Origin of the sequence: Paenibacillus woosongensis, from assembly GCF_009725165.1 — a bacterium.
In the GTDB taxonomy this organism is placed as follows: Bacteria; Bacillota; Bacilli; order Paenibacillales; family Paenibacillaceae; genus Fontibacillus; species Fontibacillus woosongensis.
In genome coordinates, this window is record NZ_WNZW01000002.1 from 187,793 (window position 1) to 212,696 (window position 24,904).

The 24,904-nt window shown below is 51.9% G+C and carries 13 protein-coding genes; 2 read left to right on the forward strand and 11 right to left on the reverse strand.

What is annotated here, in order from left to right; genetic code table 11:
• Nucleotides 1-495: 495 nt before the first annotated feature.
• Entirely contained in the window at nt 496-6,849 is a 6,354-nt protein-coding gene (locus tag GNP95_RS07395) for an S-layer homology domain-containing protein (RefSeq protein ID WP_155610223.1), read from the forward strand.
• A 90-nt stretch (nt 6,850-6,939) separates the two neighbouring features.
• Here the strand turns inward: GNP95_RS07395 and metG are convergent, their stop codons facing one another.
• The 11 genes from metG to adhE form a co-directional block, all read right to left on the reverse strand.
• Nucleotides 6,940-8,913: a methionine--tRNA ligase gene (gene metG, locus GNP95_RS07400; RefSeq protein ID WP_155610224.1), complete on the reverse strand. Its 1,974-nt coding sequence runs from the start codon at nt 8,911-8,913 to the stop codon at nt 6,940-6,942.
• A gap of 152 nt (nt 8,914-9,065) precedes the next feature.
• Nucleotides 9,066-9,245 (reverse strand): hypothetical protein, encoded by a 180-nt coding sequence (locus tag GNP95_RS07405; protein ID WP_155610225.1) that lies wholly within the window; start codon nt 9,243-9,245, stop codon nt 9,066-9,068.
• 114 nt (nt 9,246-9,359) lie between these two features.
• On the reverse strand, nt 9,360-9,641 hold the full coding sequence (yidD, locus tag GNP95_RS07410) for a membrane protein insertion efficiency factor YidD (protein WP_155610226.1): 282 nt from the start codon (nt 9,639-9,641) through the stop codon (nt 9,360-9,362).
• 2 nt (nt 9,642-9,643) lie between these two features.
• A complete protein-coding gene (locus GNP95_RS07415) occupies nt 9,644-10,099 on the reverse strand; it encodes a Fur family transcriptional regulator (protein ID WP_155610227.1) in 456 nt (151 codons plus the stop codon).
• 184 nt (nt 10,100-10,283) lie between these two features.
• Nucleotides 10,284-12,491: a copper amine oxidase N-terminal domain-containing protein gene (locus GNP95_RS07420; RefSeq protein WP_155610228.1), complete on the reverse strand. Its 2,208-nt coding sequence runs from the start codon at nt 12,489-12,491 to the stop codon at nt 10,284-10,286.
• Nucleotides 12,492-12,683: 192 nt separating this feature from the next.
• Complete coding sequence (gene nagZ, locus GNP95_RS07425; protein WP_413773732.1) at nt 12,684-14,312, reverse strand: beta-N-acetylhexosaminidase; 1,629 nt, start codon at nt 14,310-14,312, stop codon at nt 12,684-12,686.
• A 31-nt stretch (nt 14,313-14,343) separates the two neighbouring features.
• Nucleotides 14,344-16,158, reverse strand: coding sequence for a cache domain-containing sensor histidine kinase (locus tag GNP95_RS07430; protein ID WP_155610230.1), 1,815 nt, complete (start codon nt 16,156-16,158; stop codon nt 14,344-14,346).
• Between the two features lie 27 nt (nt 16,159-16,185).
• Nucleotides 16,186-17,559, reverse strand: coding sequence for an extracellular solute-binding protein (locus GNP95_RS07435; protein ID WP_155610231.1), 1,374 nt, complete (start codon nt 17,557-17,559; stop codon nt 16,186-16,188).
• Between the two features lie 167 nt (nt 17,560-17,726).
• Nucleotides 17,727-18,470 carry a pyruvate formate-lyase-activating protein gene (gene pflA / locus GNP95_RS07440; protein WP_155610232.1) on the reverse strand — a complete coding sequence of 248 codons (744 nt, stop codon included), beginning with the start codon at nt 18,468-18,470 and terminating at the stop codon, nt 17,727-17,729.
• A 56-nt stretch (nt 18,471-18,526) separates the two neighbouring features.
• Nucleotides 18,527-20,788, reverse strand: a complete 2,262-nt coding sequence (pflB, locus tag GNP95_RS07445) for a formate C-acetyltransferase (protein ID WP_155610233.1) — start codon at nt 20,786-20,788, stop codon at nt 18,527-18,529.
• A 285-nt stretch (nt 20,789-21,073) separates the two neighbouring features.
• Nucleotides 21,074-23,689, reverse strand: a complete 2,616-nt coding sequence (gene adhE, locus GNP95_RS07450) for a bifunctional acetaldehyde-CoA/alcohol dehydrogenase (protein WP_155610234.1) — start codon at nt 23,687-23,689, stop codon at nt 21,074-21,076.
• A 433-nt stretch (nt 23,690-24,122) separates the two neighbouring features.
• On the opposite strand from adhE, the gene GNP95_RS07455 reads away from it, so the two are divergent.
• Nucleotides 24,123-24,839 (forward strand): Crp/Fnr family transcriptional regulator, encoded by a 717-nt coding sequence (locus GNP95_RS07455; RefSeq protein ID WP_155610235.1) that lies wholly within the window; start codon nt 24,123-24,125, stop codon nt 24,837-24,839.
• Nucleotides 24,840-24,904 lie beyond the last annotated feature (65 nt).

The window sequence follows — 24,904 nt, forward strand, 5'->3', positions numbered from 1 at the left end:
ATTACTAGAAGGATTATAGGGTCTAAATAAAACGATTGTCAACCGCCTAAATCTGTCTTTGGTGTATTGTCACATTCTAGTGTTGGCGCATAGATAGCAAAATAAACGGAATCATGGCGTAACGCCGCTAGTTTAAAGAACCGTAATATGGTGCTAATAAAATTACATGTTCTTATCCGAATTTTTAGTTATTGACCTAGCAAAGAGCTTGCTTCGCCTAAGAAACATAACAATCTTGCAGGTTGTGCATTGAAAAGTGCATGTTCCCCTTCTGACGTGTGTGGTATAACAGCTTATGAGTTTGAAAAGCGCTTTTAAGAAAGCGCAATATCAGCGATGAAAGGAGGCGTACATTCATAGAGAAAATCGAAATGGATACGAGCGATCCGCCTGGAAGTCGAATACTGACTTCATGACGAGTATTCTGACAGCGGTTTCATATCCATGTCTCGCTGCTACCGGCGTCTGGAAGTTAATCAAAAGGAGGATGTATGAATGAGCAAAAAGCGCACCGCCAGAAACAGGTTATGCTCCATTGCTATGACCGCGATGCTGTTGTTTGGTTTGTATCCCCCATTCGGTCTTTCCGACGTATCCGCTAATAGCGTGTATACCGTCCACGCTGCCGCTTACATGGGTGCCAGGACAACCGCAGAAACTACTTTGCCTGACAGCATGGAAGTGGAAGGCCAGAGCGCGCCTGTCACTTGGCATATCGGCGAGGATACCTTCGCCGTACCTTACGATACGGTGACGGTTACCGGTACGGCGGGAGGCAGAGCGGTCTTGGCTAATGTGGAAGTTATTCCGCCCTCTAGCCATCCCTTGGTTTATTTCGTAGATAGCGGCCGAGGCGGCGATTCCCTTGGCAACGATCCTAGTACCTCGCCATTTTACGAGGCGGTTAAAGAACTGACCGGCGCATTATTGCTCAATCAGCTGCCCGATCAGAAGTTTGACGGAACGAGCGGCTGGGGGTTCGACGATTCGGTACACAAGGTAAAAAACTCCAAAGACGGAGGGCATACGGACCCCGCTGCAGATCCGTCGATATGGGTTGTCGGGCTGCGGGCTGCGGGCGATCATATCATATATCAGCTCAAAGCCCTTGAAGCAGGAACCTATACGCTCAGCAGCGGTTTTCACGACTGGTACGGTAGCCGCTCCCGCGTGATACGTCCCCATATCGAGTATCAGGATATCAGCGGCGATAGAAAGACGATCTATCTTGATCAGTTCAATACTAATGCAACTAGGCTCATTTCCAGCGAATTTACGATTCCCGGAGACATTGACACCAGCGTTCCCATGAAACTGACCTTCGCGTATGTGTCCGGCGAAAAACCAATCTTGAGCTGGTTCGCCATAGCCAAGGGCGGGATCAAAGGCATGATCGAAGACGCTCGGAAAAATGCAGCATCTGCGGTCAAAGTATTGCTGGACGGCAACGATATCAAAGCCGGCAATGTCAACGGCCTCACATTCAAGGGATTTGGCGTACTGAGCGCAAACAGCACTAGTGCGCTGCTAATGGATTATAAGGCCGAGCATCCTGAGTCTTATGCAGAATTGCTGCAGATTCTGTTTGGTGGAGACAACCCTATCATGACACATGTAAAAATTGAGATGGGCAACGACCGCAATAACTCCACCGGTCCGGACCCGGCCACGATGCGTACGGCCAATGAAGAAGCCAACGTTGCCCGTCACCCCGGTTTCCAGCTTGCGGCCGACGCGAAGGCTGTGAACCCTGATCTCAGAGTAAGCATCCTGCGTTGGAGTGCTCCCGCTTGGGCGGACAACAACGACAAAATTTATGCTTGGTATAAAAACACCATTCTGGCCGCTTATCGCGAGTACGGCTATATGGTCGATTACGTCAATCCCCATATTAACGAGCATGCTCCGGACCTGACTTGGACAAAACAATACGCCGAACGGGTTAAAACGGATCATGCCGGCTTTGCGAGCGAAGAAGAGAAAGCGCTTTATCAACGGATTAAGGTTGTCATTTCAGATGAAGTCGGAATTGGCTCCTTCGGAGGCAGCATGGTGAGCGACGTTTCTCTGCGGGACGCGGTATCAGTCGCCGCCTACCACTACAACACCGACGATGACAGTGCGGGCAATTTCAAACGGCTCGCGGAGCAATTCGACGTCGAAGTCTGGAACAGCGAGGCGCAGGCCACCTTCAGCAACTCGTCCTTCCGTCCCAACAACAATATGAAGGATCCTGCAGCTGCAGGCACCGGCATCGGCGGTACAGGCAGCGCGCTGGAGATGGGCAATACCATTATCAAGGGATTCGTCAATTCCCGGCGGACGCATTTTGTTTATCAGCCAGCCATCGGCTCCTTCTACGAAGGCGGTCAATATTCCTTCAAGGAATTGGTCAGCGCTCGCGACCCTTGGTCGGGCTGGATTCATTATGACGCGGGTCTTCACGTCCTTCAGCATTTTAGTTGGTTCGCGAAGGCCGGCTGGGAGAACGGCAATAATGACGAAGGAATTTGGAGAGCGGTCCCCCAGGCCAGCTACACCGGCGCGACAGGCACTAATCCGGTCAGCGGACGCAACGGCACGCCAAGCTATATGACGCTCGCAGCCCCCGACAAGAGCGATTTTTCAACCGTTATTGTCAATGACAGCGAGTATGAGAGAACCTACAAGCTCCAGACAGTCAATATGGCGTTTACGGGCACACCTTCCCTGGAAATATGGGAAACTCGCGCCGCCGGCAAAGGCGAAGCCTTCAACAGCAGCTACATGCAATATCGCGGGAAGGTATCTGCTGACGGAGGCGGAATTTACACCGTGCGCGTCAAACCTTATTCGGTCGTGACCGTTACGACATTGGAGAACAATGGGAACAATGCCTACCATACACCGTTCCCCGTTGAGGGCGAGCGCACCGTGCTCGACACCGATGCAACAGGATCGATACAAAATAGCGGGGACGGTATCCTTTACGCCGACGATTTTGACTATTCCGGCAAGACGGTTCCTGTCATCGGAGCAGGCGGTCAAATTACGGGAACCCAGAGCTATATCGAATCCCGCGGCGGTTCTAAAGGCGCAATCCCCCGCTACACCCATGATCGCAACGGCGCGTTCGAGGCATATCTGGACGAGCAAACCGGAAATTACGTTCTGCGCCAGCAATTGGACCGGGGGCTTATGGGGCTTGGCGGCACGTGGAACAACGGCGAGCCCGTCACAGCCATCGGCGACTACCGGTGGACCAACTATAAGGCCAGCGTCGACGTTTCGTTCGAAACGAACAATGCGCAAGGCGGCGCAAATTACGCTGCGATAGGCGCGCGATATCAGGGCGGCGGCAGCTCTCATACGATCAACGGCACGCCTTATGTACTGAAGTTTTGGTTTGACGGCGGCTGGCAGCTGCAGGTCGATGGCCGTTCCGTGGCCAACGGCAATGTCGTGAGCGGTTCCGGCGGCGTGAAGATCAATGACTTTGACGACGCTTATAACGCATGGCATAACATTGCGATTCAAGTTGCGGGCAGTCAGGTGACAACCTTCCTGGACGGCGTGGAGCTTGCCTCCTACACCGATCCGCACCCCAAACTGTCCGGCCGGGTAGATCTGGGCAGCGGATACTATCACGTTCGTTTTGACAATTTGCTGGTAGAAACAGTGGGGGGCTACGCACCGTATTATTCCGAAGCGCTTGACGATCTGGAGATGCACGACCTGGCTCCCGTTCCCCAGCCCAAACTCGTTTACAGCGGTTCGTGGGCCCATAACAACGGCCAGGGCATGTTCCATTATCAACGCTCCCTTTCCACCAGCCAGGGCGCTGATGCTGCGCTGGAATATACGTTTGTAGGCACCGGACTGGATATTCTGGGCCCCAACGATGGTTCGGCGAAGCTGGAGGTGGTGGTGGACGGGCAAATCGTAGCGCCTTCAGCCGCCGCGACAGCTTCCAAGGAATTGTACCAAACCTTTACGCTTCGCGGTCTTGCATTTGGCGAGCATACCGTCCGGATCAAGGTGTTAAGCGGCACCTTGGTTGTGGACGCCGTGGCGGTTGTTTCCGGCGAAGTGCAAGGTACGCCCGATATAGCTGCTCTCCAAGAGACGGCAGCAGAGGCGCAAGGCATCAACAAGCTGGACGAATTCCGCGACAGCGATTGGCAGCTCTTTGAAGCCGCGCGGAATGCAGCCGAGGAAGCTCTCAATAACCCTGCTTCCTACCGATTGGATCAAGAGGGGGCCGAACAGCTCACAGCGCGCCTTGTTTTTGCCCAGAAACAGTTATTTACGGGCGATATACGGGAGCTTAGTTCGCCTCATTATGCTGCCGCCTACGTCGGTGGAGCGCCAAATCTCCCCGAGAAAGTGGAGGCGACACATGAAGACGGATCGAAATCGTTCGTGACTGTGAATTGGAATTTGGACGGCGTCCGTTTCGATACTCCCTATGAAACGGTAACCATACACGGCACCTATGGAAGCCTTACTACCGTTTGTTACGTAGAAGTAGTCCCTGAGGACATTTTGTATTTCGCAGATCTTAACGCTACCGAGACCGGACTGACAGCAGGACATACATCTTCCAATACGCTTGGCTATGATTCGCCGGCATACAGTGCTGTCGCCGCCCTTGCGGACGCCGACGGCAAACCGCTTCTCAACGATGCCCCGGACCGGATTCACGACTCCGCCAAAGCCTGGGGGCACAGCGGCTACAATGCCAGCGGCTCGCCGTCCGTCTCTTACAAAGGGATCGTTAGCGGCCCGTACAGCAAGCAAAGCACAACCGGCATCTATACCGCCAATCAGGCCGGAGCGGCCCTTACCTATACGTTTGATCATCTGCCTGCTGGCGAACATACGATAACGCTTGGCACATACAGTTGGTGGCCCGAATACTCCCGCACCGAAGAAGTCTACCTTGAATATGGCGACAAAAACGAACTTGTGGATACTATAACGCTTGACAGCAATTCATTTGACATAGTACAAGGGTACAACTTCTCCATGGCGGAAGCCGGAGCATTGACTCTCAAACTGGTGGCGAAAAGCAACCAGTCGCCGATGCTGTCTTTTGTCGGCATTGCACCGGTCAAAACCCCGGAGGCTGATGTCACGAAGCCCGTCATTACCTTGTTGGGCGAACCGGTAGTTCGTCTGGACGTTGGGGATGATTACGCGGATGCAGGCGCGGCGGCGATCGATGATCGGGATGGCGACATTACAGATCGGATCGTGACCACAGTGACCAGCAGCGTATATGGACTGACGGCAATTGACACATCGATTCCAGACATTTACAAGGTTCATTACAATGTGAGCGATGACGCAGGCAATGCGGCTGACGAGGTGACAAGAACGGTCATCGTAACGGAAGACATCGAAGCCGATATAACCAAGCCGGTCATTACCTTGTTAGGCAAACCGGTGGTTCGTCTGCCCGTCGGCGCTGACTTCACAGATGCAGGCGCAACGGCGATCGATGATCGGGACGGCGACATTACGGATCGGATTATGACCACGGTAACCAGCAGTGTATATGGACTGAAGACCATCGATACATCAAAAGCCGGAACGTATACGATCCACTACAATGTAAGCGATGCGGCGGGCAATGCGGCTGACGAAGTAACAAGAACCGTGACTGTCTATAGAAAGGATCACGGCGGCACGACAACGACTCCGCCGTCGAACACTTCGGCTCCCCCTTCGGGGCCTAAGCGTCCAACGAAACCCGAAATCCCCTCGACTACTCTGGTTCTTGGTGCGGACGATTTACGTGACGCCATCAATGGCACAGTAATCGTCCGTATATCGGAGAACCAAGATACCGTCATTCTTCCGGGGAATATTGCAGAAATTTTAGGAGATAACCGTCTCCGTTTCGCCGGTCCGAATATGGCCGTCGAATTCCCTGCTGCATCTCTGAAGAGCATTCAAGCCGTTGTACCTGGAGATGAGGCCAATGAAGCGCGGATTCATTTCTCAATGCGGCTCGTTTCGAAGGATGAAGCCGCCCGGCTTGTTCGCAGCTCTGCGGCCAACCGAACTGTTCAGTTGACAGCAGCAAGCGATATGTACGATCTCAACATGCGGGTTGTTGGCGCGGACGGAACTTCCAAACCGGCACCAGCCTTTGCCGAGCCAATAACGATCACGCTGCAAGTCGATCCGAATGCCGATCCCGATTTATTGGGCATTTACTTTATTGCAGCAGACGGAACTCTTGAGTATATGGGCGGAACGTTAGCGGACGGCATGATCACCGCGAAAATTCATCATTTAGGGAAATATGCCGTTCTCGAATACAACAAAACGTTCGCCGATGTAGGTGAGAGCCATTGGGCGATTCAAGCTATTAAAAAAATGGCGGCAAAGCACATCATTGCAGGGATTGATGATACGCGTTTCGATCCGCAAGGCAACGTAACACGGGCCGAATTCGCAGCGATGCTGGCACGCGCATTAGGGCTAACGGCTGCTGATACCCTGACATTCACGGATGTGAGTCCAGATGCTTGGTATGCCGAAGCAATCGCCAAGGCAAGCAGCGCTGGAATCGTGCATGGGCGCGATTCGAACACATTTGCGCCAAATGCCGTCATCACCCGGGAAGAAATGGCCGTTATGATCGTGCGTGCGTATAAGTATTTGCATGTTGCAGAGACAACCACGTCATACCTGGAGTCGTTTAGCGATAACGGACAAATTGAAGCTTGGGCGAGGGAGGCCGTGGGAGCCGCACAAGCATGGGATCTCATCCGGGGACGAGGGAATAACCAGTTTGCTCCGAAAGCACCGATGACACGAGCGGAAAGTGTTCAAGTGGTTTCTAAATTTCTAAATTAAACAGAGTTCATGAAAAAAAATAGGCGAGTCCGCGCCATGCATGCGCGGACTCGCCTTTTAATCTTTTCGATGCTTGCCTTACCTATCTGCTTACTTGACGATCGCGCCGTTTGGCATCGAATCTGGAACGGTCGCCAGCGTCAGCTTATCTCCCTGCGAGGCGGCCAGAATCATGCCCTGCGACAGCTCGCCGCGAAGCTTGACCGGCTTGAGGTTGGTCACGCAGATCACTTTGCGGCCTACCAATTCCTCTGGCTTATAGAACTTCGCGATCCCGGAAACAACCTGGCGCTGCTCATAGCCGAGGTCGAGCTGAAGCTTAAGCAGCTTATCCGCTTTCGGCACCGGCTCGCAGGCTGTAACCTCGGCCACGCGCAGTTCTACCTTCGCAAAGTCGTCGATACCGATTTCCGGCTTCGACTCCTCCTTGACGACTTCCGTCTCCTGCGCTTTGGCAGGCTCTTCTGGAGCACGCTCCGCTCCCGCGGACATCGAATCGACGATGTACTGGATTTCCTGATCGGCATCAAGTCTTGGGAAGATCGGCTCCCCTTTGCCCAGCTTCGTTCCAGCCGGAATCAAGCCGAACGATTTCGCGCTCTCCCAGGAGGTGAGCTCTCCTGGTTCAATGCCCAGCTGTGCCCAGATTTTTGCCGGAGCCTGGGTCAGAAACGGCTGCAGCAAGATGGAAGCGATGCGCAAGGATTCCGCCAAATGCACCATGACCGAAGCAAGTTCCTCCCGCTTCGCTTCTTCCTTGGCCAGTACCCAAGGCTGCGTCTCATCGATATATTTATTCGTCCGCCCGATGAAAGCACTGATCGCTGTCAAGGCTACGGAGAACTCCAGATTCTCCATCACTTCCTCAACCTTGCGGATCGTTTGCTGCGCGAGCTCGGACAGCTCGGCATCGTACGGCGTTACATTTGGACGGTACGCCGGCAGCTCCCCGTCGAAATATTTGCCGATCATCGCCACCGTGCGGTTCAGCAGGTTGCCGAGATCATTGGCCAAATCTGAGTTGACACGCTGCACGAAGCTCTCCGGCGTAAAGGAGCCGTCAGAGCCGAACGGAACCTCGCGAAGCAAGTAATAGCGCGTTGCATCCAGGCCATAACGGTCGATCAGCATGTTCGGATCAACGACGTTTCCTTTGGACTTGGACATTTTACCGCCCTTGGTCAGCAGCCAGCCGTGTCCGAAAACCTTTTTCGGCAGCGGCAGATCCAGCGCCATGAGCATAATCGGCCAGTAGATCGTATGGAAACGGACAATCTCCTTTCCGACGAGGTGGACATCCGCCGGCCAATAGCGGTCATACAGCTCCGGATTGTCCGTGCCGTAGCCAAGCGCCGTAATATAATTGGACAAGGCGTCGATCCACACGTAGATGACGTGCTTCGGATCTCCCTTGACCCGGATCCCCCAATCGAATGTCGTACGGGATACCGCCAGATCCTCGAGACCTGGCTTGATAAAGTTGTTGATCATCTCATTCTTGCGGGATTCCGGCTGAATGAAGTCGGGATTCTCCTCATAGTACTGCAGCAGGCGATCCGCATAGTGGCTCATGCGGAAGAAATAGCTCTCCTCCTTGACCAGCTCGACCGGACGTCCGCAATCTGGACAATTGCCGTCTACGAGCTGACGCTCGGTAAAGAACGATTCGCATGGCGTGCAGTACCAGCCCTCGTATTCGCCTTTATAAATATCACCCTTCTTCACCAGACGGTCGAAGATTTCCTCAACGACAGCTTTATGGCGCGGCTCCGTCGTACGAATGAAGTCATCGTTGGAAATGTCCAGCTTCCGCCACAAGTCCTTAATGCCGACTACGATGTCGTCGACGAATTGCTGCGGAGTCTTGCCGCTCTCCTGGGCTTTACGTTCGATCTTCTGCCCATGCTCATCCGTACCTGTCAAATAGCGCACATCATAGCCCCGCAGGCGCTTGTAGCGCGCAATCGCGTCTCCGGCTACCGTCGTGTATGCGTGCCCGATATGCAGCTTGTCGCTCGGATAATAAATCGGCGTCGTAATGTAGAATGTTTTTTTCTCAGCCATCTTCCTCGTCCTCCTTCATCTTCAACAGCAGCAGCGGCAGCGCAACAAAAAAACTCCCGCCCCGTATGGGGCGAGAGATCACTCACGCGTTACCACCCAAATTCCCTGCGTCTTCGCAGACTGCAGGCTCTGTCGGTCTTAACGACCCTCCATTAACGCCGGATTTCGCGCCGCTCCCTCACCGCTGGCCGTGGAAAAATCCCGCCAAGGCGGCTCGAAAGCAGTTCCTCCCGGACCATCTTCCAAAGCCGATTCAGACCGGTTTGCAGCTCCCCCGGCTCTCTGTCACAGAATCCCTCTTCGTACTCATCCGTTCGTCGGAATGATATCATGCTTGATCAAGCAGCTCATGTGTTTACCTTCTATCTTAGAAAAAGACCATCCCTCTGTCAAGCGGTCCAGGGCCGCTGATACCAGCAATAGCCTCCGGGTGCCACTTCCACTAGCTAGGCCTCTGACGAGCTCCCGTCGCTAAGCTTGCCTCCCTGCTCCGGCCCCCGTGATTTCCTTGGAGGAACGGGATCGATCCCGCCAGGGTGAAACGGATGGCAGCGGGCAATTCGCTTGGCTGCAAGCCAGGATCCTTTCACCGGGCCGTGCACTTCAATTGCCTCCAGAGCGTAGGCGGAGCAGGTCGGGTAAAACCTGCAGGTCGGCGGCTTCAGCGGAGAAATAAACTTCCGGTAGAAAATGATCGGGCCTTTAACCGCTTTGCGAACGATGCCCATCTTCAGGACGTCCCGCTCTTCTGCGGCAGCCGCTCGCCGTTCAGCTCGCGGCGGCAGTCTTTGCAGTAGCCGAACACTTCGAACTTATGCTTCACGACCTGGAATTGCTCAGGCGCGTCCGTCAAAGGCATGGGGCAGAAATGGATCGGATACGTCCGCTCGCATTGCAGGCAGATCATATGGTGATGATGATGCCCCTCGCTGCAGCTGGCCCGGAACTTGAGGCCGTCCTCAAACATGATCTGCTCCAGTACCCCCAGTTCCTCCATCACCCGCAAATTGCGGTACACCGTATCAAAGCTGAGGCCGCTATATATTTTTTCCATATATTCATAAACGTCTTTCGGCGTTAAATATCCGTCACGCTCTGCAAACAGCTTGGCCAGCGTTCTGCGCTGATCCGTAATCCGCAGCCCTCGGGCGGACATGACCCCGATGATTTGTTCACTCGACAGCATGTGCATACCTCCCGTCTGAACTTGCGTTATGCATGCGTCTCTTCTAATAATGCCCGAAAAAAACAGCAGCGTCAATGAAGGCCCGCCCAGCTCTCCACTCCTCATCTCTCAGCCAGGCACAAAAAAGGCAGGCCCGACCTTTCTTGGTCTCGGCCTGCCCTGAGCGGTACAGAATGCAAAATGGCTAATGCTTGATTTCAGGCAACGGCTGGAACAACAAATTAACGGACAAGCTGCTGCCCGGCGCGGCAGTGAACAGCATTTCCACCGTCTCCTCGTGATCTCCAGTCCGGTACAGCACGGCCGCCTCGTGGGGTGCCTTCAAACCGCTCGTATCGGGAAGCTGGACGATCCGGCCATTCACCATAATCACACCATCGTATTGCCCGCCCCGTGGATTAAACGTAATCAGCGTCCGCGGAGCGACCCGGTAGAGCTTGATCCGGTACAGCACGCCGAAGTTGCCCGCGTTCATTTGATACGTCCCTGTCGCGCCGTCCCTGCCGACGAGATAAGGGTCCTGCGAGTTGTCACCGATCATCAGACGGGCAGGCGTAAGGCCCAGAAGATCGCCATACCGGATGTTTCTTGTCGCATCGAAGTATGTTCCCCGGTTGTGGTTATCCATAGGCAGCACGGATAAATTTTGCAGGGCATTAATAGGATCTCTAGTCGTCGAAAGCATGATGACGTGATACTGAATCGTCTGATCGCTGTATAAGTCCGCAAACAGGGATACAACGTCTCCCTGTCTCATTACGCTGGAGCTGAGTTCTGTAAAAATAACTTTGCTTTGTCCAGGGGACAGCCAGACGTCCTTAAACTTATTGCCGTACTGCATCGATTCAAAATAGCGCTGAACCGACATTTTGCCGGAAGCAGTCGCGTACTTCGTAGGTCCGCCCATCCCTAAGCTCGTCTGAGTTAAGCGCGCGGTTTCCGAGCCACGATTTGTGGCTACGACGTACATCTTGACGTTTTTCCTCGTTGCATTTACATGATGCAGCATGAATCTCGTATTTCCGATCGCCGATTCCCGGTAGAGGATACCTTCGGAATAGACCGTCTCCGGGCTGTTGCTACGAATCAGTGTTACGGGCTCTGTATCGTATTGGTAAGGAACCTTAGCCCAAGTGGGAATTTTGGTACCGTCAAACGAGTATTTGCTGCCGACTGGGGTATAAATCTTGTAGAATTCGTCCCTCGTATACAATATCTCGTCCGTAATCGTAATCGTCTTCTCGACCGTCGAGGACAGCCCGTATTTATTCCTTACAGTCAAGCGGATCGTCTTCGGCCCTGGTGTGAAGAATGCCATTTCATTGTTGAGCCATTCCCGCGATACGATCGCATTATCCTCGTCCGTACTATAATCCGTGTAGGAAATGAATTCCCCGATCTTATAGGTATCCTTATTCGTAGTAAAATCAGCGACTGGAGGCGTATGCGGCTTGTTCACCGTCACGGTTAGCCAAAACGTATCGCTCCATTGTCCGCTGGAGTCCTGGACACGGTAACTGACCACGTATCTGCCCGGATACATAAAGACTTCCTCGCGCCCCTCCCACTGCTCCTCCACAATCGGCAGGCCTTTCGGGGAATATGCGCTAGGGATATACTGTACCAAAGTCTCGCCTGCGAAAATTTCCGGGTTGCTGATGCTGAATGAGGCGACCGGCTTCGTTGACAGGTTGAGAATGACCTTCTTCTCCTGCTGGTTGACCGTGTAGGGGATGCCAAGAGCTTGCGTAATAGAGGTTAACGGAACCAAGAATACGCCGTTAGAAGAATATGAGGGCCCTTTCATTGGCTTGACGGCACCGTTCACTTTATAGGTCTTGCTGTTCAGCTTGAAGCGCAGCTCGTCGCCGCCCCGCCGGATAATCGTCTCTTTGGTTTTATTGTCGAAAGATAATTTCAAGCCCGTCCGCTCTACGATCGCCCGGATAGAGATGTAGGAAACTCCGTCCTTGACGGTCATCGGATGCGGGGCCAAGTATTGCTTGCCGTTCTGATACATCTTGTTGCTATTCATCAACAAAACCAGCTGGCTGACATCGGGATCTGCTGCCGCATTCGCCGTCCCCGCGGCGACAAGGCTGGTCTGCTGGCTATCCGCTGTAGACTTGGTTTCCGGCGGCTGCGCCGTACCATTTGCCGCAGGCAATTCTTCCTTGCTGCCTGAGCCGGTTCCCTCAGCTCCCGGGTTTTCCTGATCGGTTATGCTCGTCTGAGCATCCTGCCAGTCGGTTGTGATGCTGGTTTGTTCTGCCTTGATATCCTCCGTGCTTAGAATACTTCCACGTACGGTCTCTGCCGCACCAGCAGGTAGAACCATGGTCACAAATGAAGCTATGGATACGGTGGTGAGGACCATTTTTTTCAAATTCATTGCTTGACTCCTTCTACTCCCATTTGAATAATACTGTCACTTCTACACTTATTATTTAACGCGGTTTTATAGGAAAAGTTGCTGCTCCTATCGTACGACACGCAAAAACCGGTAAAATCCGTCATGTAATACGGACTTATACCGGTTCAGTAGGTAATTAGTGCCATATTAAAATGATGCCGCTCTCCAGGGTCACAGGCCGTGTCCTATCGGGAACTGAGGGTTGAGCCCTACCGGAAGCTTACCCTGCGGGCGAAGCTGCCCGAACAGCACTTTGGCAAGCGCGTCAAGCGAATATTGCCGGTTCTCGTATAGGCACAAATAGGTTCTAATTTCAGGAAAAAAATTGATATCATATGGATTCCGCGTAGATACAACTATAATACTAGAACCATGAATTTCATTCAATCCCTGAATTAAGGAAATCTGCCCTTCGGAGACCTCTCCTTCCGCGGTGTAAGTAAGCACGATAATCTGCTTGAAGTTCCTGCTCTGTTCTATCGCACCCCGAATTTCGCCGCTGTCGGGAAAAGTGCCTATGGTAACGAGTGTCACTTGCTCCGCATAAGGAGCGATCGCATCGGCCAGTGTGTAACGATGCACAGCTGGCTCATCCACCTCAGTCCGGCGGCGCAGCTCAGGCCAGATGACGAGTACAGGCTCCGCTCCGTCTAAAGGCAAATTGCGGCTTGCATCGCATACGAGCGTCACACTTCGCTCTGCGATCTGCCGAAGCAGCGGTTCGCTCTCCTCATTGGGCGTCAGCGGAGGGCTGCAGGGTTCCGGCGGCAAGCTCTCTTGTACAACGCCGATGCGCTTCTGCTTCAAGGACAGAATACGCCTCACGGATTCATCGATTTGTTCCTCGCTTAATCGTCCGCTTTGCACAGCGGCGAGCACCGTTTGCATAGCTCGCACCTGCTCCTCCAGCGTATGGCTGACCAGGACGATATCCGCTCCGGCCTCGATGGCCCTTACGGCGCCCTCGGCGATGCCGCAGCTTTTGGATATCGCATGCATCTCGAGGCAATCCGTGATGATGACGCCCTCGAATCCAAGCTCGGTGCGCAGCAAGCCGGTAAGTACGCGGCGGGACAGCGTTGCCGGGATCCCGTCCGGCTCGAACGCCGGAAATATGACATGCGCTGTCATAATCATGTCCACGCCGCTCTCTATCGCTTTGCGAAACGGCGGCAGCTCAATGCGGTATAACCGCTCCTTACTGTGCGGCACGCTGGCCAAACCATGATGCGAATCAACGGCTGTATCGCCATGCCCCGGAAAATGCTTGGCCGTAGCGCTGACCCCCTGATTTTGGTATCCCCGGATTGCTGCCGCGCCATGTTCGGCTACCTGCAGCGGATCCTCGCCGAATGAGCGGACGCCGATAACCGGATTAGCCGGATTGTTATTAACATCAACGCACGGCGCAAAGTTCAGGTTGATGCCAAGGGCAGTTAATTCCTTGGCTGCCAGCGTAGCGGCCTCTTCCGTCAGCGCCGGATCGTTTACAGCTCCAAGCGCCATATTGCCCTGAATTCGGCTTACGCCGTCATGATCCAGCCTCGCCACCATCCCGCCCTCCTGATCCATGGAGATAAACAGGGGGATTTCCGGTGTGCTGCGGGGCAGCTGCTGCAACTCCCGGGACAGCCTGGACAGCTGTTCCACGCTTTCGATGTTCCGGCGGAAATAAATGACACCGCCCAAGTGATGCTCCGCGATCAGCCCCTTGATTCCTTCATCTGCCGCAGTGCCGGGAAAACCGCAAATAAACATTTGCCCGATTTTTTGCTCTAACGTTAGATTTGACAATTTCAATCTTCTACACCTGCTTTCATATAATCGATTATTAAATAAAACCATGTTTGGGAATGACGCATTGAATCACCGTGCCTTGTCCGGGAGCTGAGCAAATGAACAATCCGAATCTGCGGCCATACTGCAAGCGCAGCCGGTCATGAACGCTGCGCAGTCCCAGGCCCTGTCTCTCCGGACTTGGATAAGGCTTCAACGCATCGTACTGGACTTGCCCTAGCTCTGCATACTGGATGGAGGATAGCTGCTCCCCTGTCATGCCGATTCCGTTGTCTTCGATCCGCAGAATCATCCGGTCTTCCTCCAGGAAACCTGTAATCATGATACGCCCCGGATATTCAATGCCGTCGAAGCCGTGCTGAATGCTGTTCTCCACGAGCGGCTGCAGCGTTAATTTGAGCAGCCGGTACGACATCATTTCCTCCGGGATATCGATGGTATAATCGAACAAGTCGTCGAACCTGATCTTTTGGATTTCCAAATAGCTGTACAGATGCTCGATTTCAAGACTAAGCTTGATCTCTTCCTTCTCCTGAATGCTGATCCGCAATATGCTGGCCAGGCGCAGTACCATTTCGCTTACCTTCCGCCCTTCGTTCTGAATTGCCAGAACGTTGATTGATTCCAGTGTGTTAAAGAGAAAATGAGGCTTGATTTGCGCTTGCAGCACCCGCAGCTCTGCGTTGGCCTTCTGCTCCTGCTCCGTCTTGACCTGTTCGAATAGCTCGTTGATCTTGTTCATTTGATTGTTAAAGCCCTTTTGCAGCAAAAAGAGCTCGTCATCGCCCTTCTCTTCTACTCTGGCCTGTAAATCCCCCGCCTCGACCTTGCGCATAAACCGGACGATTTTGCCGATATGGCCGGTAATCCGGTTCATGAACAGCACGTTGAACAGCGTTGCTGTGATCAAGCATGTCAGCAGGATGGCGATAAACCATTTGGCAAAGGTCGTCACCTCCTGCGACAAATAGCTCCAGGAAGTTACAGATACCAGGCTCCAGGGATAACCTCCTTGCAAATTGTAAATAGAAATGATACTTTCCTGCCCGTTGAACTTTCCCTTGAAGCTCTGATAGGTATCATTCGGAAGAAACGCCTTGTTAATATGCTCCTGGATGTACTCGCCGTCAAACTCGGACTGGTGATCATATAAGACAAGACCGCCGTCATTAACGAGCATAAAACGGGTATCCTTCATTTCGCTGCCCAGCTTCAAATTCTGAAAAATCCGCTCAAACTCCCAGTTCTTGATCTGCACCGCCAGAATGCCGAGCGGCTTCATCGTATTTTTATCCTTGATCAGCCGGATTTGCGTGAATACGTTTTCAGAACCCGTCAGCTCGGGATACTCATAAGGTGCAATCCACTTCGACTGGCCCTTGAGCGCCTTCACTTCTTCATATAGGGGATGCAGCTTAAACTTCTCATACGGCAGAGTCTGGAAGCTCTCCTTGTTGAACAAAGTCACCACGTTAGAGGTTTCGCCGTATCCCCGCTCACTGTACAAAAAAGCGTAATCGATGGCAGGGTGGTTATATAGCAGGGAGCGAAAGTTTTTCTGGTTCTCGTTCAATTGAATTTGGCTCACCAGGTTTTGGGATTCGGGATCCTCAGCCATGAGCGCCATTTTGAATATTTCGTTGGAGATCCCGCTATCCGTCACATTGTCCATTTCTTGAAACACTTTTTTGATGCTGTAGCTGATCGCCTTGAGCGAATATTCAGCCTGCTGGCTGTGCTTTGTCTCGATCGATTGAAAGGTGACGAAAAACGTGACGACGCCAAGAATGAATAACGGTACGATCACGAGGCCGAGAAAAGCCGTCAACAATTTGATCCTCAAGTTCATAGGTTGTCTCCTAGTAGAAAATAGTCCTTACGGAAGCTCCGTGTTCGCTGCCTGCTGCGTCCGCTGCAGCGCTTCGAGCATCACTCCCGGCTCCGCCGCCCCGCTGAGCATTTGCTGGATTCCAAGCCCCAATGCCTCATTGACCGGCGTCTGGACAAGCGCGTCATAGGCAGGATATGAAATATCAATTTGCTCTACGCCGTTAAAAATGTCCTGCAGCAAGGGATCGCTCACCGTATCCGCAAGACGTTGGGCATCGATGACTAGAGCAGGAAGCACGCCGTCCTCCTTCAGCCCCCGCAGCTGCATTTCCTCCGTCCAAAAATTCACGATGAACCGCTTAACCGTCTGCAATTTACGGGGATCGTCCGCCATCGAGCTTGAAAAACCATATCCGTTGTTAAAGTCGTTCATGACGATGTAAGGGTCACCCTCCGCTTCCGGCGGCATGTTGAAGTAACCGATTTTGCCGATTAAATCACCCGCCTGATCAGGATCTCTGAATACAGAGTTCGCCCAAGATCCGTCCATCATCATGATCGCTTCGCCGCTAATGATTTGATTTCTCATATCGGTATATTCCGCGGCCAGCTCGCCAGGCACGTAATATCCTTTGTCGACCCATTCCTTATGTTTCTTGAAGGCCCGTACGACATCCGGGTCGGTCCACTTGGCAGTGCCTGACCTGAAGCCGTATGTTATCTCGGATCCGGCGAAATAAGACCATAAATTGTTCGTTGTCATTAGCGGAACCCAGGCTTCCTTGGAGGATTGAGCAAATGGAATTTTGCCGTCTGCCTTAATGAATTCCGCCAGCTGTTCCAGCTCGTCAAGCGTCCTTGGCACATGAAGCCCCTTCTCTTCGAAATAAGCCTTATTATAAAAAAAACCTTCGATTGACGCTCCGGCCGGCAAACCGTATACTTTTCCGTCATGCGTATACGGCTCAAGACCCCTGATTTTATGTTTGAGCCCCAGCTCATCCAAAATCGGGGTCAAATCGAGCATCAGCCCTTCCCGCGCATAGATCCCGGAATCCGGGCTGCCAAATACGTCGAAGATGTCCGGCGGCTTGCCGGCAGCCATCTCGCCGCGCAGCTTCTCCTTGCGGTTCACCTCGGAATCGACCGCGTCCAGCCGGATTTTCAAACCGGGAATATCCGCTTCGGTCTGCCGAACGACGTCTTTCAGAATCGCCAGCCGAAATTTCTTGGATTCTCCCACCTGCGTATGTCGAATCGTCACTTCAAAAGGCTCGTCATTAACTTCTTCCTGCCCTCGTAGGGAGGATCCATTCACCCCTGCCGGGCTGGTGTCCTCGTTCCCCTTCTCGCATCCGGATACAAGCATAGCCGCTGCGATGAAAAGCAGAAGAAGACATAACATGGAACGATTTCTCATTGAATGCAAAGCCCCCTATTTTATATGAAGCTATCTCTATTATAGTCCGGGCAGCTGCCTTTCGTAAGGGAATAATTCTCTGCATAAGGGGGAGGATTAAACGAAAAAAGAGCCGTACCGATTAGCAATCTGCCAATCGGTACGACTCGTTTCTAGCTATTATGATGTTATGAAATCGCGGATAGCGTCTGCTTTTTTCCTTCTTCAATCAACTCGTATGCCCGCTGAACCTCTGCCTCCGTCGGTGAAGGCACGCCTTCCAATGGATAACTCCAGCCTAGCTCCTGCCACTTGTATATGCCCATCTGATGATACGGAAGTATTTCAAATTTCTCTACGGCGTTCAGTTCACCGATAAATCGTCCGAGATCCAGCAAATCCTGTTCATCATCGGTCAGGCCTGGAACAAGCACGTATCTGATCCACATGCTGCGGCCTTCCTTAGACAGCCATTTCGCCATGTTCAGCATGCGTTCGTTCGGCTTGCCGGTCAGCTTGATATGCTTCTCGTTGTCGATATGCTTCAAGTCAAGCATGACCAGATCGGTGACATCCAATAGATCGATGATTTTCGGGCCTTCATTATAACCGTTCGTATCGAGCGTCGTATGCAGATCCCAGCGCTTCTTCACTTCACGGAATAGTTCCGTCACGAATGGCGCTTGCAGCGTAGCTTCTCCACCGGAGACCGTCAACCCGCCGCCTGACGTCCGATAGTAGTTGAGGTACGGCTCAATTTCAGCAAGCACCTCTTCCAGGGTCATTTCTTTACCGTCCGTCAGGCTCCATGTATCAGGATTGTGGCAATATTGACATTTCAGCAAGCAGCCCTGCATGAAGAGGACGAAGCGAATGCCCGGGCCATCGACCGTTCCAAATGTCTCCAATGAATGTATGCGACCTTTAAGCATGTTTCGTCACCCTTTCTGTAATTGGCTGCATGTATTGCATTCATACCCTATCCTTATTACATCGAACCATGGAAGGTGCGGTTGATGACATCAAGCTGTTGTTCGCGAGTCAGCTTGATGAAATTAACGGCATAACCGGATACGCGAATCGTCAGCTGCGGATAATTCTCAGGGTGCTCCATCGCATCCATCAATTGTTCGCGGTCAAAGACGTTGACGTTCAGGTGATGGGCTTTGCTGCCGAAGTAGCCGTCCATCATGGCTACCAGGTTGTTCTTGCGGATTTCCGGTTCTTTGCCGAGCGCTTTTGGCACAATCGAGAATGTGTTGGAAATACCGTCAAGGCTGTGCTCGTAAGGCAGCTTGGCGACAGAGCTCAGGGATGCCAGCGCACCTTTCTTGTCGCGGCCGTGCATCGGGTTAGCCCCTGGCGCGAACGGTTCGCCTGCTTTACGTCCATCTGGCGTTGTACCCGTCTTCTTACCATATACCACGTTGGAGGTAATCGTCAAAACGGATTGTGTCGGCATTGCATTACGATATGTTTTGTGCTTGCGAATCATCTCCATAAAGCTCTCTACGAGTTCAACGGCAATTTGGTCAACCTTGTCGTCGTTGTTGCCGTAGCAAGGGAAGTCTCCTTCAATTTCAAAATCTACGGCGATGCCGTTTTCGTTGCGGATCGGTTTGACTTTCGCGTATTTAATAGCACTAAGCGAATCGGCCGCTACGGACAGGCCGGCGATGCCGCAAGCCATTGTGCGTAGAATGTCGCGGTCATGCAGGGCCATTTCAATCCGCTCGTAGCAGTATTTATCGTGCATATAGTGAATGACATTCAATGTATTTACATACAATTTAGCAAGCCATTCCATCATCGGCTTGAAGCGTTTCATCACTTCATCGTAATCGAGATACTCGGACGTGATGGCCGGGAATTCAGGAGCAACCTGAGCACCGGATTTCTCGTCCTTACCGCCGTTGATCGCATACAGCAGCGCTTTGGCCAGATTCGCGCGAGCGCCGAAGAATTGCATTTGTTTCCCGATTTCCATTGCGGATACACAGCAAGCGATACCGTAGTCGTCGCCATAGATCGGACGCATCAAATCGTCGTTTTCATATTGAATCGAGCTCGTCTCGATAGATACTTTGGCGCAGTATTTCTTAAACGCCTCCGGCAATTGCTCAGACCAGAGCACTGTCAGGTTAGGCTCAGGCGCAGGTCCCAGGTTATACAGCGTGTGCAGAAAACGGAAGCTGTTCTTGGTTACGCGGGTAGCACCTTGTACCGTCATCCCGCCGATCGATTCGGTTACCCAAGTAGGGTCTCCGCTGAACAGGTCGTTGTATTCCGGCGTACGGAGGAATTTCACAATACGCAGCTTCATGACGAAATGGTCTACCAGCTCTTGCGCTTCAACTTCTGTAATCGTGCCTTCGGCCAGGTCACGCTCGATGTAGGCATCGAGGAAGGATGATACGCGTCCAAGGGACATCGCCGCGCCGTCCTGCTCCTTAACAGCAGCCAGATATGCGAAATAGAGCCATTGGAATGCTTCTTTTGCGGTCGTCGCAGGTCTGGAAATATCGAAGCCGTGCATTTCACCCAGCTGTTTCAATTCGCCAAGTGCGCGGATTTGCTCGGACAGCTCTTCACGCAGGCGGATCACGTCCTCGTCGATCACATCGACTTCAAGACTTTTCAGTTCATTTTGTTTTTGTTTGATCAGGAAGTCTACCCCATAAAGGGCCACCCGGCGATAGTCGCCAATGATCCGGCCGCGTCCGTAAGCATCTGGCAGGCCTGTAATAATACCAGCTTTGCGGGCCGCTCTCATCTCCGTAGTATATGCATCGAAAACGCCTTGGTTATGCGTCTTGCGAATCGTCGTAAACATTTCAATAATGCTTTCCGGCAAATCAAATCCATAGGCTTTGCAGGAATTGAAAACCATGTTAATGCCGCCGAATGGATGGATCGTACGTTGGAACGGAGCGCTGCCCTGCACGCCGACGATTTGTTCCTTCTCCTTATCCAAGTAGCCTGGAGCATGAGATACAATCGTAGATGGCGTGTTCACGTCAACATCGAGTACCCCTCCAGCTTCCCGCTCTTTCTTGGTTAGATCGGAAACGATGTCCCACAGGGCAACCGTGTTGTCCGTAGGTCCCGCCAAGAAAGCTTCGTCACCGTGATAGGGGGCAATGTTATGGTCGATAAAATCGCGAACATTGACTTCCTTCATCCATTTCCCTTTTTTAAAACCTCTCCATGCGGACTGTACTTCTTGTACTTCTCTTTCAATCACCGACATCTGTATTCCCTCCATTTATATAGTGTATGCGGGGTTGAAGGCTGCATCCCGCACCCTTGGATCCCTAAAATTTGTGATAATTTTCACAATTCAGACACTGATAAGCCCATTTTTACCATTTATACGAATCCATTCAACTCATCAACGTATGAGGGATCTTTATACTGCTATGATATACCAGATCGGACAAAAGGATTGTGACAAATATCACATTTCGAGTGATATTTGTCACTATTTATTGAACAGCTTATATTCTAATTATTTAAATTTTAGGCAGCCCGGATTTTACTCCTCAAAGCGTCCGTAGAATGCGTCGCGGTATACTTCCGCAAGCTCGCTCACTAGCGGCAGCTTCGGATTCGCCGTCGTACACTGATCCTCGAAAGCACGGTCAGCCAAGTAATCCACACGCGCTTCGAAATCCTTCGCATCGAAGCCGAGTTCCTGGAAGCTCGCCGGAATGCCAAGCTTCTTGTTCAGCTCGCGGATCGCGTTGATGAGGCTCTTGACGCCTTCTTCCGTCGTACGGGCAGGCAGTCCTAGGATGCGGGCGATTTCCGCATAGCGCTCGTCAGCCACGAAGTGTTTGTATTTAGGCCATGCTGCGAATTTCGTAGGCTTTTTCGCGTTGTAGCGAATCACGTGCGGCATCAGAATCGCGTTGGTACGGCCATGTGCGGTATGGTATTGACCGCCCCATTTATGCGCCAGGCTGTGGTTGATTCCCAGGAACGCATTGGCAAAGGCCATACCTGCCAGCGTCGAAGCATTATGCATTTTCTCGCGGGCCAGCTTGTCGCCAGTTAGCGCCGATTGCTCCAGGTACTGGAATACGAGCTGGATGGCTTTGATAGCAAGACCGTCCGTATAATCATTCGCCATGACCGATACGTAAGCTTCAATCGCATGCGTCAGAACGTCCATGCCCGTGTCGGCTACAGCCACTTTCGGCAAGCTGTATACGAATTCAGGGTCGATAATTGCCACGTCTGGGGTCAGTTCGTAATCGGCAAGCGGATATTTCGTATTGCCGTTGATTTTATCCGTAATAACTGCGAACGAAGTCACTTCCGAACCTGTACCCGAAGTTGTAGGAATCGCTACGAATTTAGCTTTTTGGCCGAGACGCGGGTATTTGTAGATCCGTTTGCGGATATCCATGAATTTTTGCTTCAGGTTATGGAAGTCGGTATCCGGATATTCATAGAACAACCACATTCCTTTTGCAGCGTCCATCGGCGAACCGCCGCCTAGTGCGATGATGCAGTCCGGCTGGAATTTAGCCATCAGCTCGGTTCCCCGTTCCACCGTCGTTGTCGAAGGATCCGGCTCAACATCCGAGAACACTTCGATGGCAACTGGAGTTTGGCGCTGGCGCAAATAATGCTCGACTCTTTCTACATATCCGAGTTTGACCATCATCGGGTCGGTTACGATCAGCACACGGCTGATGTCCGGCATTTTGGCCAGATATTGCGTCGAATTTTTCTCGAAATAGATTTTGCTTGGAACCTTGAACCACTGCATATTCACGGTACGACGATTCACCCTTTTCACATTGATCAAATTGACAGCCGTAACGTTCGACGAAGTCGAGTTGCGTCCGTAAGATCCGCAGCCCAGTGTAAGCGACGGCAGGTTCGTATTATAGATGTCCCCGATCCCGCCCTGCGAAGACGGCTGGTTGACCAGAATCCGGCAGGTTGGCATGCGGTCCGAAAATTTTTGTATGATGTCTTCATTGTTCGAATGGATAACCGACGAGTGCCCCATTCCTCCAAATTGCACAACTTCCAGCGCACGATCGATGCCTTGCTCCGCTGTTTTGACTTTGTAGCAGGCGAGCACAGGGCTCAATTTCTCGGCAGACAACGGGAATTTAGGGCCTACGCCTTCGATTTCAGCGACCAGGATTTTTGTTCCCGCAGGCACTTCAATGCCGCACAGTTCGGCGATCTTCGTAGCAGGCTGACCCACAATCGTCGGGTTCACTGCGCATTTATCTGCAATGATCGCGCCGGCCGTTAATTTGGCAGCTTCCTCTTTGTTAACGAAATAGCAGCCGTTCGCAATCATTTTTTTCTTCACTTGGTCAAAGATCGGTTCTTCGATAATGACCGCTTGCTCGGAAGCACAGATCATGCCGTTGTCAAAGGTCTTGGATAAAATAAGGTCGTTGACCGCTTGATCCAGATCAGCGCTTTTCTCAATGAAGCAAGGTACGTTGCCAGGACCGACGCCCAGCGCCGGTTTGCCGCAGCTGTACGCCGCTTTAACCATCGCGGATCCGCCGGTAGCCAGAATGCAAGCTACGTCAGGGTGATTCATCAACGCATTCGTACGGTCCATGGACGGATCTTCGATCCATTGGATACAGTCCGCTGGCGCGCCATGTTTGACCGCAGCTTCCAGTAAAATTTTCGCGGCTTCTGCGCTGCAGCGCTGTGCGGATGGATGGAATCCGAAAATGATCGGGTTGCGGGTCTTGATCGCGATCATGGCTTTGAAAATCGTCGTGGATGTCGGGTTGGTCACAGGGGTAATCCCCATAATAATGCCAACGGGCTCGGCGATTTTCTGGAAGCTGTCATAAGGGTTATCTTCGATGACGCCAACTGTCTTGTCGTACTTGATGCTGTTGTGGATGTACTCTGTCGCGAACATATTCTTGATGATCTTGTCTTCATATACCCCGCGGCCAGTTTCCTCCACAGCCATCTTCGCTAAATACATGTGCTTGTCGAGGCCGGCAAGCGCCATCGCCTGAACGATCTTGTCAATTTGCTCTTGATCCAATTCCATAAACGCTTCGGTCGCCTTTTTCGCTTTGTCGATCAGGGATTGGATGTAATCCTCTGCGGTAGGCTGCTGCTTCGTGGTCACATTGTTCTTTACGGCCATTTCTCTCATCCTCCTAATTTCATATGGACCAACCAGGGAAGTCTCTCTAGGGTGCGCTGCATATTGTGAATATTTTCACTTTCTGGCTTATCCATCGGAAGCTTTAGCTTCTCTTTTGTTACCTTGATCATAACACAGGATTTTTAGTTTGTATAGTGAATATTTTCACAAACTTTAAAGAAATGAAAACTTTCATCTTTATAGCTTGTTTTTCATGCCGTACTTTCAACGATGGATTATGAATTTAATTTCATAGACCGCCCTGTTCTGCAATGAGTTTTTAGACGCTTAGATAGTGAAAATAGTCACAATGTTAGAATTTAGACACTTTTGAGGCCTTGCAAGCCGCCCCAAAGCTTGAAGTTCGGTATATAATTAATTTAAATTAATTTAAAATTTTCAGAAAAATTTGGAGCATGAGGGGGATTTAAAAATGACTCAATTCGCAACGGCAACCCCGCCCCGTGGGAATACGAGCTGCTTTACGGAGCAAAACTTCAACCGGCTTCTCGTAACCATGAAAGACAAGACGTATCCAGAAGGAACGCATCTGTTCTGGGAAGGAGACTTCTCCGACAAGCTGTTCTTCGTTAAGCGAGGGCGCATTAAATTGACCAAATCCACGGACGAAGGCAAGGAGCTTATTCTATATATGTACGGGCGCGGAGACATGGTTGGCCAGGCCGATCCCTTCTTCAGCTCGAAGCACAGCTTTACCGCCGAAGTCATCGAGGACAGTGAAATCGGCATTATTGAACAAAAAGATCTCGAAATTATGATCTGCCAGCATTGCGACTTTGCCATTGACTTCATGAAATGGATGGGCATCCATCACCGTCTGACGCAGACCAAGTTCCGTGATTTGATGATGTACGGCAAGCCGGGAGCGCTTTGCTCGACCCTGATCCGTCTCAGCAATACCTATGGCGAGAAGCAAGGCGACAATATTCTAATTAACAAGAAAATTACGCATACAGATCTGTCCAACATGATCGGTGCGACCCGCGAAAGCGTCAACCGGATGCTCAGCGACTTGCGCAAGAAGGATGCGCTGGAATATGTGAACGGCATGATTCTTATTAAAGACCTTGTCATGCTGCAGGACATTTGCCACTGTGAGCTATGCCCCAACGAAATATGCCGGATTTAATGATGCTAAGACGCAAGGAAGCAACCTCATCTCGGGCCGGGAGGAGGTTGCTTTTCATTTTGCCG